13 protein-coding genes are annotated in these 16,950 nt (G+C 60.6%); 11 read left to right on the plus strand and 2 right to left on the minus strand.

What is annotated here, in order from left to right; all coding sequences use genetic code 11:
• Window positions 1-283: 283 nt before the first annotated feature.
• A complete protein-coding gene (locus E4O98_RS00900; protein WP_248133946.1) occupies window positions 284-1,147 on the minus strand; it encodes an AlkA N-terminal domain-containing protein in 864 nt (287 codons plus the stop codon).
• Window positions 1,144-2,571 carry an arginine-ornithine antiporter gene (gene arcD, locus E4O98_RS00905; RefSeq protein ID WP_248092657.1) on the minus strand — a complete coding sequence of 476 codons (1,428 nt, stop codon included), beginning with the start codon at window positions 2,569-2,571 and terminating at the stop codon, window positions 1,144-1,146. The genes E4O98_RS00900 and arcD (E4O98_RS00905) overlap by 4 nt, the downstream gene beginning before the upstream one ends.
• A gap of 404 nt (window positions 2,572-2,975) precedes the next feature.
• Here arcD (E4O98_RS00905) and arcD (E4O98_RS00910) point away from each other — a divergent pair, with 404 nt between their 5' ends.
• The 11 genes from arcD (E4O98_RS00910) to E4O98_RS00960 all read left to right on the plus strand — a co-directional run bounded on the left by arcD (E4O98_RS00910) (window position 2,976) and on the right by E4O98_RS00960 (window position 16,843).
• Complete coding sequence (gene arcD / locus E4O98_RS00910) at window positions 2,976-4,403, plus strand: arginine-ornithine antiporter (protein WP_032879725.1); 1,428 nt, start codon at window positions 2,976-2,978, stop codon at window positions 4,401-4,403.
• A 25-nt stretch (window positions 4,404-4,428) separates the two neighbouring features.
• Entirely contained in the window at window positions 4,429-5,685 is a 1,257-nt protein-coding gene (gene arcA, locus E4O98_RS00915; protein WP_005790835.1) for an arginine deiminase, read from the plus strand.
• Between the two features lie 12 nt (window positions 5,686-5,697).
• On the plus strand, window positions 5,698-6,708 hold the full coding sequence (locus tag E4O98_RS00920; RefSeq protein ID WP_005790837.1) for an ornithine carbamoyltransferase: 1,011 nt from the start codon (window positions 5,698-5,700) through the stop codon (window positions 6,706-6,708).
• Window positions 6,709-6,859: 151 nt separating this feature from the next.
• Entirely contained in the window at window positions 6,860-7,789 is a 930-nt protein-coding gene (arcC, locus tag E4O98_RS00925; protein ID WP_032879723.1) for a carbamate kinase, read from the plus strand.
• Window positions 7,790-7,807: 18 nt separating this feature from the next.
• On the plus strand, window positions 7,808-8,170 hold the full coding sequence (locus E4O98_RS00930) for a DUF5064 family protein (RefSeq protein ID WP_005790842.1): 363 nt from the start codon (window positions 7,808-7,810) through the stop codon (window positions 8,168-8,170).
• A gap of 209 nt (window positions 8,171-8,379) precedes the next feature.
• The gene (locus E4O98_RS00935; protein ID WP_005790844.1) at window positions 8,380-9,888 is read left to right on the plus strand and encodes a sigma-54-dependent transcriptional regulator; all 1,509 of its coding nucleotides are present in this window, start codon (window positions 8,380-8,382) and stop codon (window positions 9,886-9,888) included.
• A gap of 410 nt (window positions 9,889-10,298) precedes the next feature.
• On the plus strand, window positions 10,299-10,682 hold the full coding sequence (gcvH, locus tag E4O98_RS00940; RefSeq protein WP_032879722.1) for a glycine cleavage system protein GcvH: 384 nt from the start codon (window positions 10,299-10,301) through the stop codon (window positions 10,680-10,682).
• 10 nt (window positions 10,683-10,692) lie between these two features.
• The gene (gcvP, locus tag E4O98_RS00945; RefSeq protein WP_248133948.1) at window positions 10,693-13,530 is read left to right on the plus strand and encodes an aminomethyl-transferring glycine dehydrogenase; all 2,838 of its coding nucleotides are present in this window, start codon (window positions 10,693-10,695) and stop codon (window positions 13,528-13,530) included.
• A 158-nt stretch (window positions 13,531-13,688) separates the two neighbouring features.
• Window positions 13,689-15,065 carry an L-serine ammonia-lyase gene (locus tag E4O98_RS00950; RefSeq protein WP_248092640.1) on the plus strand — a complete coding sequence of 459 codons (1,377 nt, stop codon included), beginning with the start codon at window positions 13,689-13,691 and terminating at the stop codon, window positions 15,063-15,065.
• A gap of 39 nt (window positions 15,066-15,104) precedes the next feature.
• The gene (gene gcvT / locus E4O98_RS00955; RefSeq protein ID WP_248129186.1) at window positions 15,105-16,229 is read left to right on the plus strand and encodes a glycine cleavage system aminomethyltransferase GcvT; all 1,125 of its coding nucleotides are present in this window, start codon (window positions 15,105-15,107) and stop codon (window positions 16,227-16,229) included.
• 392 nt (window positions 16,230-16,621) lie between these two features.
• Window positions 16,622-16,843 (plus strand): cold-shock protein, encoded by a 222-nt coding sequence (locus tag E4O98_RS00960; protein ID WP_014719702.1) that lies wholly within the window; start codon window positions 16,622-16,624, stop codon window positions 16,841-16,843.
• Window positions 16,844-16,950: the final 107 nt, after the last annotated feature.

A 16,950-nucleotide genomic window follows, 5' to 3' on the forward strand; every position in this document is an offset into this window, starting at 1 on the left:
TCGGATTACGGGCACACCGAGCCTGAGCGAGGTGCCGAGTGGTGGGGCGAGGACCTTTTGCTTACTTTTGGGTCCTTCCAAAAGTGAGCCGCTGTAAGAGCGGAACCCTAAGTGGCCGTTACCTAAATAACGGATATGTACTCGGTTTGATCCGGCATCCTGGTCGGCCCTAAGGCCGCCATCGGGAGCAAGTCGAATCGTCGCACCGCCCCTCCCACAGCTACAGCGCCATACCAGAAGTTGTGTAGATACCCATGCCCCGATGAGGCCAGTACAGCCCCCATCAATCCCCCCGCCCCAAAGACGTCCACAAATGCTGCGCTGCATACGCCCTCAACGGCCGCCACGCCTCGGCCCGCGCCAGCAACTGCCGTGCCGACACCGGCCCGCCTTCCAGCGCCGTCAGCGCATTGATCAAGCCGATGTCCCCCGACGCAAACGCATCCGCCTCGCGCAACTGGCGCATGGCGATGTACTGCGCGGTCCAATCGCCAATCCCCGGCAATGCCACCAAGCGTGCAACACCGTCCTTGAGACTGGCCTTGGGCTCGAAAATCCGAGGGTCATCCAACAACGCCTGGGCCACACCGGACAAGGTGCGGCCTCGCGCCTTGGGCATGCCCAGGGCCGCCAGGTCCGCCGCCGCCAGCACCTCGGGTGCCGGGAACAGGTGAGTGATACCGGCGTGGGGGGTTTGCAGCGGCTGGCCATACTGCGCCACCAGCTTGCCCGCCAACCGGATCGCCGCCACCACCGTGATCTGCTGGCCCAGCACCGCGCGAATGGCCAACTCCAGGCCGTCCCAGGTACCCGGCAACCGCAGCCCTGGTCGAGCCGCAACCAGTTGCGCCATCAACGGGTCCCTGGCTAATTGCAGATTGATCACGGCGGGCACGGCGTCCAGATCAAACATCCTGCGCAGGCGCCGCTCGATCTCGGGCAGCGCGACCGGCTCGGGAAAGTCGACCGTCACCTCCAGCCAATCCCCCGCCCCCGGCGCGACGCTGATCCAGCCATGTCGCCCGCCCACACTGATGCTGCGTCGATACACTCCGGCCACCACGGTTTCCAACCCGGTGATTGCCCGGGCCGATAAGAACTCCACCATCGCCGCCCAGTCGTAAGGCGGTTGATAGGCCAACCTCACAGCGACAATACCCCGCTATACAGCCCGTACGCAGCCAACCCGGCGCCCGCGATCACACAACCGAAAATGCCTTTTTCAAGCGATGTAAACAACGGGCGGCCCTGCTCCCGCTTGGCCAGGGCAAACAGAATCACACCCGGTGCATACAGCAGCGCCGACAGCAGCAAATATTTCAAACCGCCCGCATACAACAGCCACACCGCGTAACCGAGGGCAATCAAGCCTACCAGCAGATCTTTCATGCGTCGGCGCTGAGCGCCTTGATAGGTTTCGCCGCGCGCGCTCAACAGCACCGCATAGGCCGCCGACCACAGGTACGGCACCAGAATCATCGAAGACGCCAGGTAGATCAGGGTGGTGTAGGTACTGGCCGAAAACAGCGTGATCACCAGAAATGCCTGGATCATCACATTGGTCAGCCACAACGCGTTAACCGGCACCTGATTGGCATTTTCCTTTTTCAGGAACGCCGGCATGGTCTTGTCATGGGCAGTGGCATAGAGGATTTCCGCGCAGAGCAACGCCCACGAAAGCAATGCCCCGAGCAGCGAAACCGCCAGGCCGAGGCTGATCAATACTGCGCCCCAGGGCCCGACAATATGCTCCAGCACGCCCGCCAGGGACGGGTTCTGCAACTGCGCCAGTTCCGGCTGGCCCATGATGCCCAACGACAGCACATTCACCAGCACCAGAAGCGCCAGCACGCCCAGGAAACCAATCACCGTCGCGCGCCCCACATCCGAGCGTTTCTCGGCCCGCGCCGAGTACACACTGGCGCCTTCGATACCGATAAACACAAACACCGTGACCAGCATCATGTGGCGCACCTGCTCGACCACGCTGCCCATCTGCGGATTGCCCAGGCCCCAGATATCACGGGTGAAGATGTCGGCCTTGAACGCCACGGCGGCGATCACGATAAACATCAGCAGCGGCACGATCTTCGCCACGGTGGTGATCTGGTTGATGAACGCCGCTTCCTTGATCCCGCGCATCACCAGAAAATGCACCGCCCACAGCAACAGCGATGCACAACCGATGGCCAGTGGTGTATTGCCCTGACCGAACGCCGGGAAAAAGTAACCCAGGGTGCTGAACAGCAACACGAAATAGCCGACGTTGCCCATCCACGCACTGATCCAGTAGCCCCAGGCCGACGAGAACCCCATGTAATCGCCGAAGCCGGCCTTGGCGTAGGCATACACCCCGGAATCCAGTTCCGGTTTACGGTTGGCCAGGGTCTGGAACACAAACGCCAGGGTCAACATGCCAACCGCGGTAATGGCCCAACCGATCAGCACCGCGCCTACTTCGGCGCGGGCCGCCATGTTTTGCGGGAGCGAGAAGATCCCGCCGCCGATCATCGAACCTACTACCAGGGCGATCAGGGCACTGAGCCGAAGTTTCTGGGCTGGTTGGGACATGCAGGTTCCTCGCAATAAATGTTTGAGCCGACCACCGCGCACTCAACTAATTCAATTTAATGACGCTAGCGTTTCATAACATAAGGGTATGTAAACGCAGGAAGTTTAGGCTTATTTAGAATTTAAATACGGCAATTATGAAGTGCTCGTCAGACAACGTACAAAAAGTTTGCACATTCGCAAATACGAACTAGCTTCAACACCCATGCCCCGGACCAAATGATTAACCACATTGTAGGAGACCGCTCTAGCGAGCGCCTTTGCACAGGCCGTGTCGCCCCGCAACTTCCACCCTAAGTCGTTAATTCACAATGGAATGTGCCAATGAACTGATCTGAGTCAGCTGTTTTATTAGCGCACGGAATTATTCTGTGATCTCTCTTCTCCTGCATTGGAGTCACGCAATGTCTGATTCTCCCGGAAAACTTAGGCTTGGTGCGCTGGTTGCACTTGTCGTGGGCTCAATGATTGGCGGCGGGATCTTTTCACTCCCGCAAAACATGGCCGCCAGTGCCGACGTAGGCGCCGTGTTGATTGGTTGGGTGATCACCGCCATCGGCATGTTGACCCTCGCATTCGTGTTCCAGACCCTTGCCAACCGCAAGCCCGATCTCGACGGCGGGGTGTACGCCTACGCCAAGGCCGGTTTTGGCGATTACATGGGGTTCTCATCGGCCTGGGGTTACTGGATCAGTGCCTGGCTGGGCAACGTCGGGTACTTCGTACTCTTGTTCAGCACCCTGGGTTACTTCTTCCCGATCTTTGGCGAAGGCAACACGCCAGCGGCGGTGATAGGTGCCTCGGTACTGCTGTGGGCGGTGCACTTTCTGGTGCTGCGCGGCATCAAGGAAGCAGCGTTCATCAACCTGGTGACCACCGTTGCCAAGGTGGTGCCGCTGCTGCTGTTCGTGCTCATCGCCCTATTCGCGTTCAAGCTGGACATCTTCACCGCAGACATCTGGGGCGTAAAAAACCCTGACCTGGGCAGCGTGATGAACCAGGTGCGCAACATGATGCTGGTCACTGTGTGGGTGTTCATCGGCATCGAAGGAGCGAGCATCTTTTCCTCCCGTGCCGAGAAACGCAGCGACGTGGGCAAGGCCACCGTGATCGGTTTTATCACCGTGCTGCTGTTCCTGATGCTGGTGAACGTGCTGTCTTTGGGGATCATGACCCAACCGGAACTGGCCAAGTTGCAGAACCCGTCGATGGCTGCCGTGCTTGAGCATGTGGTGGGCCACTGGGGTGCGGTGCTGATCAGCGTCGGCTTGATCATCTCGCTGCTGGGCGCGTTGCTGTCGTGGGTGCTGCTGTGTGCGGAGATCATGTTTGCCGCCGCCAAGGACCACACCATGCCGGAGTTCTTGCGCAAGGAAAACGCCAACCATGTGCCGGTCAATGCCCTGTGGCTGACCAACGCGATGGTTCAGATATTCCTGGTGATCACCCTGTTTTCCGCGAGCACCTACCTGTCGCTGATCTACCTCGCCACCTCGATGATCCTGGTGCCTTACCTGTGGTCGGCGGCCTACGCCCTGCTGCTGGCGGTGCGCGGCGAAACCTACGAAAACGCGCTCAAGGAGCGCAAGAAAGACCTGTTCATCGGCGCCGTCGCCCTGATCTACGCGATCTGGCTGCTCTATGCCGGCGGCACCAAATACCTGCTGCTCTCCGCCCTGCTCTACGCCCCCGGCGCGATCCTGTTCGCCAAGGCCAAGCGTGAACTGGGCAAACCGATTTTCACCAACGTCGAGAAGCTGATTTTCGCCGCAGTGGTCATTGGCGCCCTGGTGGCGGCCTATGGGCTCTACGACGGCTTCCTGACTCTGTAATTGTATGTTCACTGGAGGATCTGTAATGACCACGGAAAAAGTTAAGTACGGCGTACATTCCGAAGCCGGCAAACTGCGCAAAGTCATGGTGTGCTCCCCAGGTTTGGCCCACCAGCGGCTGACCCCCAACAACTGCGACGAGCTGTTGTTCGATGACGTGCTGTGGGTGGCCCAGGCCAAACGCGACCACTTCGACTTCGTGACCAAGATGCGCGAGCGGGATATTGATGTGCTGGAAATGCACAACCTGCTCACCGATATCGTCGCCATCCCCGAAGCGCTGGACTGGATCCTGCAACGCAAGATCACCGCCAACACCGTGGGCCTGGGCCTGGTCGACGAAGTCGGCTCGTGGCTGCGTAGCCTGGAGCCGCGCAAGATCAGCGAGTATTTGATCGGTGGCGTATCGGCCGATGACCTGCCGAGCAGCTTTGGTGGCAAGACCATCGAGATGTTCCGCGACTTCCTCGGCCACGCCAGCTTCATCCTGCCGCCGCTGCCCAACACCCAGTTCACCCGCGACACTACCTGCTGGATCTATGGCGGCGTAACGCTCAACCCGATGTACTGGCCGGCCCGACGCCAGGAAACCCTGCTGACCTCCGCCATCTACAAGTTCCACCCGGAGTTCACCAACGCGGACTTCCAGATCTGGTACGGCGACCCCGACCAGGAGCACGGCGCTGCCACACTGGAAGGCGGCGACGTGATGCCGATTGGCAATGGCGTGGTGTTGATCGGCATGGGCGAGCGCTCGTCCCACCAAGCCATCGGCCAACTGGCGCGCAACCTGTTCAAGAACAAAGCGGTGGAGCGCGTCATCGTGGCCGGCCTGCCCAAATCCCGCGCAGCGATGCACCTGGACACCGTGTTCAGCTTCTGCGACCGCGACCTGGTCACCGTCTTCCCGGAAGTGGTCAACCAGATCGTGCCGTTCACCCTGCGCCCTGACGAAAGCAAGCCTCACGGTATCGACATTCAACGGGAGAAAACCAACTTCCTCGAAACCGTCGCCGCAGCGCTCAACCTCAAGGCCCTGCGCGTGGTCGAGACCGGCGGCAACAGCTTCGCCGCCGAACGCGAGCAGTGGGATGACGGCAACAACGTAGTGGCCGTGGAACCCGGCGTGGTGATCGGTTACGACCGCAACACCTACACCAACACCTTGCTGCGCAAGGCCGGTGTGGAAGTCATCACCATCAGCGCCGGTGAGCTCGGCCGTGGCCGTGGCGGCGGCCACTGCATGACCTGCCCGATCATCCGCGACCCTATCGACTATTAAGGAGATTCCATCATGGCTTTCAATATGCGCAACCGCAGCCTGCTGTCGCTGATGCACCACACTACTCGCGAACTGAACTACCTGCTGGACCTGTCCCGCGACCTCAAACGCGCCAAATACACCGGCACCGAGCGTCCGCACCTGCAAGGCAAGAACATCGCGTTGATCTTCGAAAAAACCTCGACCCGCACCCGCTGCGCCTTCGAAGTCGCGGCCCATGACCAGGGCGCCCACGTCACCTATATCGACCCGGTGTCGTCGCAGATCGGCCACAAAGAAAGCATGAAAGACACCGCCCGCGTCCTGGGCCGGATGTTCGATGCCATCGAGTACCGTGGCTTTGAACAGGAAATCGTCGAAGAGCTGGCCAAGTTCGCCGGTGTGCCGGTGTTCAACGGCCTCACCGCCGAATTCCACCCGACCCAGATGATCGCCGACACCCTGACCATGCGCGAACACAGCGACAAGCCGCTGCATGACATCAGCTACGCCTACCTGGGGGACGCCCGCTACAACATGGGCAACTCGCTGCTGATGATCGGCGCCAAGCTCGGCATGGACGTGCGCATCGGCGCGCCGAAAGCGCTGTGGCCCCATGAAGATTTCATCAAACAGTGCCAGGCCTTTGCCGAGGAAAGCGGCGCGCGCATCACCATCACCGAAGACCCGAAAGAAGCAGTGAAGGGCGTGGACTTCATCCACACCGATATCTGGGTGTCCATGGGCGAGCCGGTGGAAGCGTGGGACGAGCGTATCGAGCAACTGCTGCCGTACCAGGTCAACGCCAAGATGATGAAAGCCTCGGGCAACCCCCGGGTGAAATTCATGCACTGCTTGCCGGCGTTCCATAACAGCGAAACCAAGGTCGGCAAGGACATCGCTGCGCGCTATCCGCACCTGGCCAATGGTGTGGAAGTGACCGAGGAAGTCTTCGAGTCGCCGGCCAATATCGCGTTTGAGCAGGCGGAAAACCGCATGCATACCATCAAGGCGATCCTGGTGTCGGCGTTGGCGGATATCTAACTCTCACTGTCGGAACAGGGTTCAAAAATGTGGGAGGGGGCTTGCTCCCGATAGCGGTGGCTCAGCTATAGATAGATTGACTGTCCTGCCGCCATCGGGAGCAAGCCCCCTCCCACATTGGGCTCTGCTCACACCCTAAAAGGATTGCATTATGCGCATCGTCGTAGCCCTGGGCGGCAACGCCCTCCTGCGCCGTGGTGAACCCATGACCGCGGACAACCAACGCGCCAATATCCGCATCGCTACCGAACAGATCGCCAAGATCCACGCCGGCAACGAACTGGTGATCGCCCACGGCAATGGCCCGCAAGTCGGCCTGCTGTCGTTGCAGGCGGCGGCCTACACCAGCGTCTCACCCTACCCGCTGGACGTACTGGGCGCTGAAACCGAAGGCATGATCGGCTACATCATCGAACAGGAACTGGGCAACCTGCTGGACTTTGAAGTGCCGTTCGCCACCCTGCTTACCCAGGTGGAAGTGGACGCCAAGGACCCCGCCTTCCAGAACCCCACCAAGCCTATCGGCCCGGTTTATACCAAAGCCGAAGCGGAACAACTCGCCGCCGAAAAAGGCTGGGCCATCGCACCCGATGGCGACAAATACCGCCGTGTGGTTGCCAGCCCGCGCCCCAAACGCATCTTTGAAATCCGCCCGATCAAGTGGCTGCTGGAGAAAAAAGCCATCGTGATCTGCGCCGGCGGCGGCGGCATCCCGACGATGTATGGCGAAGACGGCAAGCTGCGCGGCATTGAAGCGGTGATCGACAAAGACCTGTGCTCCTCCTTGCTGGCCGCGCAACTGGACGCCGACCTGCTGGTAATCGCCACCGACGTCAATGCCGCTTTTATCGACTTCGGCAAGCCAACCCAGAAGGCCATCGGCCAGGCCCACCCGGACGACATGGAAAAACTCGGCTTCGCCGCGGGCTCCATGGGCCCCAAGGTACAGGCAGCCTGCGAGTTCGCCCGCCAGACTGGCAAAACTGCGGTGATCGGTTCACTCTCGGACATCGAAGCCATCGTCCAGGGCAGCGCCGGCACTCGCATCAGCACGGCCAAACCTGGCATCACCTATCTGTGAAGTAGAGGAGAAACGCCTATGGCTATCTTTGAACCCGGTCACTTGCACGTCGAACGTCACGCGCTCAACAAGGACGACTACAGCTACAACCTGTGCATCGACTATGAAGTCAGCCAGGACCCCAAGGAAGGCAAAGGCATGTTATTCAAACTGCACGGTTCGGTGCAGGGCAAGGACCTCAAGGAGGAGTTCTTCCTGCCCAAGGACCAGGCATTCGACTTTGCGCGGCATGCGATGAACATCGCGCAGAAATACGGCATGCCGAAGGTCGCGGTGTTGAACGGCTCGATGCACAAGCAGTACGACTTGATGTTTGAGGACGTGCGGCATCAGTTGGATGTGAAGCCAGGCGACCCGGTCAAACCCGAACACCTGGAGTAACACGCCTGCACTGACACAATACAGTTCAAAATGTGGGAGGGGGCTTGCTCCCGATAGCAGTGTGTCAGCCACAGGTTGATTGGCTGATCCAACTATATCGGGAGCAAGCCCCCTCCCACATTTTGATCTCCATCATTTGTCAGATTTCACCTGCGCCCCGCGCCAAGGCATACTTGCCGCCTCCGCTCTCCAGAATTGCCAATCGCCCCATGCGTATCCACGTCAGCTTCATCGACCGCGTCGGTATCACCCAGGAAGTCCTGGCCTTGCTCGGTGGGCGCAATCTCAACCTGGATGCGGTGGAGATGGTGCCGCCCAACGTCTATATCGACGCACCCACCCTCAGCGCCGAGGTGCTTGAAGAACTGCGCGATGCGCTGTTCAGCGTGCACGGCGTGCAAGCGGTGAAGGTGGTCGACATCCTTCCGGGCCAACGCCGCCACCTGCAACTGGACGCCCTGCTGGCAGCCATGACCGACCCGGTGCTGGCCCTGGACAGCGCGGGCAAGATTTTGCTGGCCAACCCGGCATTGATCGCGCTGTACGGGCGCGAACCGGCCGGCGAAAGCATCGCCGAGCTGTTCAACGACCCCGCGCTGCTGGAGACCTTGCTGGAGCATGGCTTTCGCTTGCCGTTGCGCGAGATCAGCGTCAATGGCCAGACCCTGCTGCTGGACGCCACGCCGATCACCGACGCCGGAGCCCTGCTCACCCTCTACCAGCCCAACCGCATCGGCGAACAGCTATCGGCGCTGCACCACGACCATGCCGAAGGTTTTGATGCTCTGCTGGGCGAATCCCCGGCGATCCGCACCCTCAAGGCACGGGCACAACGGGTGGCGGCGCTGGATGCACCGCTGCTGATCCAGGGCGAAACCGGCACCGGCAAGGAGCTGGTGGCCCGCGCCTGTCACGCGATCAGCACGCGCCACAGTGCACCGTTTTTGGCGTTGAACTGCGCGGCGCTGCCGGAAAACCTCGCCGAAAGCGAGTTGTTCGGTTACGCCCCGGGCGCCTTTACCGGCGCCCAGCGCGGTGGCAAGCCAGGGCTGATGGAACTGGCGAACCAGGGCACGGTGTTTCTCGATGAGATCGGCGAGATGTCGCCGTACCTGCAAGCCAAGTTGCTGCGTTTTCTCAACGACGGCAGCTTTCGCCGGGTGGGCGGTGACCGTGAGGTGAAGGTCAATGTGCGCATCCTCAGCGCCACCCACCGCGACCTGGAAAAAATGGTCAGTGAGGGCACCTTTCGCGAAGACCTGTTCTACCGCCTCAACGTGCTTAACGTTGAAGTGCCGCCACTGCGCGAACGCGGCCAGGACATCCTGCTGCTGGCCCGCTATTTCATGCAGCAAGCCTGCGCGCAGATCCAGCGCCCGGTCTGCCGCCTGGCGCCCGGCACCTATCCAGCGCTGCTGGGCAACCGCTGGCCGGGCAATGTGCGCCAGCTGCAAAACGTGATCTTCCGCGCCGCCGCCATCTGCGAGGGCAGCCTGGTAGACATCGGCGACCTGGACATCGCCGGTACGTCGGTGGCGCGCCAGAGCGATGGCGAAGTCGACAGCCTGGAACAGGCGGTGGAAGACTTCGAGCGCGATCTGCTGGAAAAGCTCTACGCCAGCTACCCCTCGACGCGCCAGCTCGCCAGCCGATTGCAGACTTCCCACACGGCGATTGCCCATCGCTTGCGCAAGTACGGCATCCCCAACAAGCCCTGATTCAAGTTGGAATACAAACAAATGTGGGAGGGGGCTTGCTCCCGATAGCGGTGTGTCAGCCATAAATCTTTGACTGATACACCGCTATCGGGAGCAAGCCCCCTCCCACATTTGGAGAGCATTCCAAAATTTGGTCCAGGAACGACATTCAGTGTACTGAAAGCGCTACAGCGTAACGATATCGCTACAACCCTGTTTTTTACGCGCCATGCAAGGCTTTGATCCACATAGGCTTTTTTTCAAGCACTCGACTGTAGCGAAATCGCTACAGCCAAATGCACTAACGTCATAACCGATTTTATTAACCTGTTGATTTATAACGAATTAATAACCTTGGCCGCAATATTGCTAAGCAACTCCCCATTATTCCAATCCCGTCCACCAGACGATTCTGGCCCTGAGGAGTTTCCATGAGCGAGTTGCGTTTCACTGAAGATCACGAATGGCTGCGCGCCGAAGCCGATGGCAGCGTCACCGTGGGTATCACCGCTTTTGCGCAGAACGCGCTGGGTGATGTGGTTTTCGTGCAACTGCCGGAGTTGCAGGCTTACGACAAGGGCGCCGAAGCCTCCACCGTGGAATCGGTCAAAGCCGCCAGCGGCGTCTACATGCCGCTGGACGGTGAAGTGCTGGAAGTTAACGACAAACTCGATGGCAGCCCGGAACTGGTCAACGAAGACCCGATGGGCGAAGGCTGGTTCTTCCGCTTTAAACCCGCCGACGCCGAGGCAGTGGCTAAGCTGTTGGATCAGGATGCGTACGACCGTCTGATCAAAGCCAACGCTGAAGCCTGAGGAGCGCGCCATGACCGTTAATCTGACCACCGCCAACGAATTCATCGCCCGCCACATCGGCCCGCGCCAGGAAGATGAGCAGCAAATGCTCGCCAGCCTGGGCTTTGATTCCCTCGAAGCCCTCAGCGCCAGCGTGATCCCGGAAAGCATCAAGGGCACCAGCGTGCTCGGCCTGGAAGACGGCTTGAGCGAAGCCGAGGCCCTGGCCAAGATCAAGGCCATTGCCGGGCAGAACCAACTGTTCAAAACCTACATCGGCCAGGGCTACTACAACTGCCATACACCGTCGCCGATCCTGCGCAACCTGCTGGAAAACCCGGCCTGGTACACCGCCTACACCCCGTACCAGCCAGAGATTTCCCAAGGCCGCCTGGAAGCGCTGCTGAACTTCCAGACCCTGATCAGTGACCTTACCGGCCTGCCGATCGCCAACGCCTCCCTGCTCGACGAAGCCACCGCCGCCGCCGAAGCCATGACCTTCTGCAAGCGCCTGAGCAAGAACAAAGGCAGCAACGCGTTCTTCGCTTCGGTGCACAGCCACCCGCAAACCCTCGACGTATTGCGCACCCGTGCCGAACCCTTGGGCATCGATGTGGTGGTCGGCGATGAGCGCGAGTTGACCGATGTCAGCGCGTTCTTCGGCGCCCTGCTGCAATACCCGGCCAGCAACGGCGATGTATTCGATTACCGCGAACTGACCGAGCGCTTCCACGCCGCCAACGCACTGGTAGCCGTGGCCGCCGACCTGCTGGCCCTGACCCTGCTGACCCCGCCGGGTGAATTCGGCGCCGACGTCGCCATTGGCAGCGCACAACGCTTTGGCGTGCCGCTGGGCTTCGGTGGCCCGCACGCGGCGTACTTCTCCACCAAGGATGCGTTCAAGCGCGATATGCCAGGCCGTCTGGTCGGCGTGTCGGTAGACCGCTTCGGCAAGCCGGCCCTGCGCCTGGCCATGCAGACCCGCGAGCAACATATCCGCCGCGAGAAAGCCACCAGCAATATCTGCACCGCCCAAGTGCTGCTGGCCAATATCGCCAGCATGTACGCCGTGTACCACGGTCCCAAGGGACTGACCCAGATCGCCCAGCGCATTCATCAACTGACCGCGATCCTGGCCAAGGGCTTGACGGCCCTGGGCTTGAAAGTCGAGCAGCAACACTTCTTCGACACCCTGACGATCAACACCGGTAGCAACACCGCCGCCCTGCATGACAAGGCCCGCGCCCAGCGCATCAACCTGCGCGTCGTGGACGCCGAGCGTGTTGGCCTGTCGGTCGACGAAACCACCACTCAGGCTGATATCCAGGCCTTGTGGGCCATCTTCGCCGACGGCAAAACCCTGCCGGCCTTTGCTGCAACCCAAAGCACCCTGCCGAGCGCATTGCTGCGCCAGTCGCCGATCCTCAGCCACCCGGTGTTCAACCGTTATCACTCGGAAACCGAGCTGATGCGCTACCTGCGCAAGCTGGCCGACAAGGACCTGGCACTGGACCGCACCATGATCCCGCTGGGCTCGTGCACCATGAAGCTCAACGCCGCCAGCGAAATGATCCCGGTGACCTGGGCCGAGTTCGGTGCCCTGCACCCTTTCGCCCCCGCCGCGCAAAGCGCCGGCTACATGCAACTGACCACCGAACTGGAAGCCATGCTCTGCGCGGCCACCGGCTACGACGCGATCTCCTTGCAGCCCAACGCTGGTTCCCAGGGTGAATACGCAGGCCTCCTGGCCATCCGCGCCTATCACCAGAGCCGTGGCGAAGAACGTCGCGACATCTGCCTGATCCCGTCGTCGGCCCACGGCACCAACCCCGCCACCGCCAACATGGCCGGTATGCGCGTAGTGGTGACCGCGTGCGATGCGCGCGGCAACGTGGACATCGAAGACCTGCGCGCCAAGGCAATCGAGCACCGCGAGCACCTCGCCGCGCTGATGATCACCTACCCGTCCACTCACGGTGTGTTCGAGGAAGGCATCCGCGAAATCTGCGGGATCATCCACGACAACGGCGGCCAGGTGTACATCGACGGCGCCAACATGAACGCGATGGTCGGCCTCTGCGCACCGGGCAAGTTCGGCGGCGACGTGTCCCACCTGAACCTGCACAAGACCTTCTGCATCCCCCATGGCGGTGGCGGCCCGGGTGTCGGCCCGATTGGCGTCAAGTCGCACCTCACGCCGTTCCTGCCCGGCCACGCGGCCATGGAACGCAAGGAAGGCGCGGTATGCGCCGCACCGTTCGGCAGCGCGAGCATTTTGCCGATCACCTGGATGTACATCAGCATGATGGGCGGCGCCGGCCTCAAGCGCGCGTCGCAGTTGGCGATCCTGAATGCCAACTACATTTCCCGTCGCCTCGAAGAGCATTACCCCGTGCTCTATACCGGTAGCAACGGCCTGGTGGCCCACGAATGCATCCTCGACCTGCGCCCGTTGAAAGACAGCAGCGGCATCAGTGTGGACGACGTGGCCAAGCGCCTGATCGATTTTGGTTTCCATGCGCCGACCATGTCGTTCCCGGTGGCCGGCACCTTGATGATCGAGCCGACCGAAAGTGAATCCAAGGAAGAACTGGACCGCTTCTGCGATGCCATGATCGCCATCCGCGAAGAGATCCGTGCAGTGGAAAACGGCACGTTGGACAAGGACGACAACCCGCTGAAAAACGCACCACACACCGCGGCTGAATTGGTGAGCGAGTGGACGCATCCATACACCCGCGAACAAGCGGTGTACCCGGTGCCGTCATTGATCGAAGGCAAATACTGGCCACCGGTTGGCCGGGTCGACAACGTGTTTGGCGATCGCAACCTGGTGTGTGCGTGCCCGTCGATCGAGAGCTATGCATAACTGAAAGGTACTCAGTCTAAATGTGGGAGGGGGCTTGCTCCCGATAGCGGAGGGTCAGTTATTAGATCTGGTGACTGACGCACCGCCATCGGGAGCAAGCCCCCTCCCACACTTGACCGAGTACGGCCTCAAGAATAATAAGAAACCGGAGAACAACCATGTCCCTTAGCGTGTTCGACCTGTTCAAGATTGGCATCGGCCCCTCCAGCTCCCACACCGTCGGCCCGATGCGTGCGGCGGCTCGATTCGTCGAGGGCCTCAAGCGTGACAACCTGCTGAGCGCCACCACCGGCATCAAAGTGGAACTCTATGGCTCGCTCGGCGCCACCGGCAAAGGCCACGGCAGCGACAAGGCCGTACTGCTGGGCCTGGAAGGTGAACACCCGGACACCGTCAATACCGAAACCGTGGCTACCCGCCTGGCGCAGATGCGCAGTGACGGGCGCCTCAACCTGCTCGGTGAACACAGCATTGCGTTCAACGAGAAAGAACACCTGGCGATGATTCGCAAACCCCTCGCCTATCATCCCAACGGCATGATCTTCCGCGCCTTTGACGCCGCCGGTATCCAGATTCGCAGCCGCGAGTACTACTCGGTCGGTGGTGGGTTTGTGGTGGATGAAGACGCTGCCGGCGCCGACCGGATCGTCGAAGATGCCACGCCCTTGACCTTCCCGTTCAAGCACGCCAAGGACCTGCTCGGCCATTGCACCACCTATGGCCTGTCTATCAGCCAGGTGATGCTGACCAATGAGAGCGCCTGGCGCCCTGAAGCCGAAACCCGCAGCGGCCTGTTGAAAATCTGGCAGGTCATGCAGGACTGCGTCGACGCCGGCTGTCGCAACGAAGGCATCTTGCCCGGAGGCTTGAAGGTCAAGCGCCGGGCGGCGGCGCTGCACAGGCAGTTGTGCAAGAACCCCGAGTCCGCCCTGCGCGACCCGCTGTCGGTGTTGGACTGGGTCAACCTCTACGCCCTGGCGGTCAACGAAGAAAATGCCAATGGCGGGCGCGTGGTCACCGCGCCCACCAACGGTGCAGCGGGGATCGTGCCGGCGGTGCTGCATTACTACATGCGCTTTATCCCGGGCGCTAACGAAGACGGCGTGGTGCGCTTCCTGCTCACCGCCGCCGCCATCGGCATCCTGTACAAGGAAAACGCCTCGATCTCGGGCGCCGAAGTCGGCTGCCAGGGTGAAGTGGGCGTGGCCTGTTCCATGGCCGCGGGCGCCCTGTGCGAAGTGCTGGGCGGCAGCGTGTCCCAAGTGGAAAACGCCGCCGAGATCGGCATGGAACACAACCTCGGCCTGACCTGCGATCCAATTGGCGGGCTGGTGCAGGTACCGTGCATCGAGCGCAATGCCATGGGCTCGGTGAAGGCGATCAATGCGGTGCGCATGGCCCTGCGGGGCGACGGGCAGCATTTTGTATCCCTCGACAAGGTCATCCGCACCATGCGCCAGACCGGCGCCGATATGAAAAGCAAATACAAGGAAACCGCCCGTGGCGGTTTGGCGGTCAACATTATCGAGTGCTGACGCCCACAAGCGCGTCGGCACGTTTTTCAGGAGCTGAATATGTCCACCGAAACCCTGTTGAAAACCCCTCTGCACGCCCTGCACCTCGAACTGGGCGCACGCATGGTGCCCTTCGCCGGCTACGACATGCCGGTGCAGTACCCGCTGGGTGTGATGAAGGAACACCAGCACACCCGTGATCAGGCCGGGTTGTTCGACGTGTCGCACATGGGCCAGATCCGCCTGACCGGTGCCAATGCCGCCAAGGCCCTGGAAACCCTGGTGCCGGTCGACATCATCGACCTGCCGGTGGGCATGCAGCGCTACGCCATGTTCACCAACGAGCAAGGCGGCATCCTCGACGACTTGATGGTGGCCAACCTGGGCAACGACGAACTGTTCCTGGTGGTCAATGCCGCCTGCAAGGACCAGGACCTGGCACACCTGCGTCAACACATCGGCGACCAATGCACCATCGAACCGCTGTTCGAAGAACGCGCCCTGCTGGCCCTGCAAGGCCCGGCTGCGGTGAAGGTGCTGGCGCGGTTGGCACCTGAAGTCACCCGGATGACCTTTATGCAATTCGCCACCCTGCGTTTGCTGGGCGTGGACTGCTATGTCAGCCGCTCCGGCTATACCGGTGAAGACGGCTTCGAAATCTCCGTGCCGGCTGAAAATGCCGAAAGCCTCGCACGCAGCCTGCTGGCCGAAGCCGAAGTACAGGCTATCGGCCTGGGCGCCCGCGATTCGCTGCGCCTGGAAGCCGGCCTGTGCCTGTACGGCCACGACATGAACACCGACACCACCCCGATCGAAGCCAGCCTGTTGTGGGCGATCTCCAAGGCCCGGCGTGCCGATGGCCCGCGTGCCGGCGCTTTCCCCGGCGCCGACCGGATCTTCACTCAGCAACAAGCTGGCGTCAGCCGCAAGCGCGTGGGCCTGCTGCCTCAGGAGCGCACCCCGGTGCGTGAAGGTGCAGAGATTGTCGACGAACACGGCACCGTGATCGGCACCGTGTGCAGCGGCGGTTTTTGCCCGAGCCTGGGGGGCCCGCTGGCCATGGGTTACCTGGACACGGCCTTCACTGCGCTGGATACCGAAGTGTCTGCGTTGGTGCGTGGGAAAAAGGTGCCACTACGTGTAAGTAAAATGCCATTTGTGCCGCAACGTTACTATCGCGGCTGACGGATTGTTTCCATAAGTAACGCGGTTGCGTTAACGTGCACTAAACTGTAACGCAACCGCCATAAAACAGTGCATTTGCGATAGTCATTTTATAGGAATAGCCCTATAACAAGTGAACTACTCTATCGAATAAGTCAGCTGCTCAGCATTCAACAAAGTGTCATGCACCCCAGTAAAACCGGGGCCTTGCGCAGGGCTTGTTTTTTTCATATTAGTTGGCGTAGAGTTTGCTCACTGTGTTTGCATGGGTCGCTTGGAACCTGGACCTGGGCAGTAGCTGAAGTAGTTGCTACAACCCGTTCGACGTCTCTTAACTTTCCTGCAACCCAGCCCAGTACTCTTTCGTGTGAAAGGGGCTGTCATTAATTTTTAGCGTCAAAGGAAAGAAGAAAATGTCGGATAAAGGTGGACGTCAGAGCGGTACCGTCAAGTGGTTCAACGACGAAAAAGGTTTTGGTTTTATCACTCCTGAAAGCGGCCCGGATCTGTTCGTGCATTTCCGCGCTATTCAGGGCAATGGCTTCAAGAGCCTGAAGGAAGGCCAGAAGGTCACCTTCGTTTCAGTTCAGGGCCAGAAAGGCCTGCAAGCTGACGAAGTACAAGCAGAAGGCTGATCCTTGCTGCGACAAAAAGCCCCTGATATGACATCAGGGGCTTTTTTATGGGCGCTGTCCCGTCCTGAATAAGGTTTACGCCTTCTGGCCTATATTCAGGAGGAGTC

The sequence above is a fragment of the Pseudomonas sp. W2Jun17 genome (genome assembly GCF_023127795.1).
Taxonomy (GTDB): domain Bacteria; phylum Pseudomonadota; class Gammaproteobacteria; order Pseudomonadales; family Pseudomonadaceae; genus Aquipseudomonas; species Aquipseudomonas synxantha_A.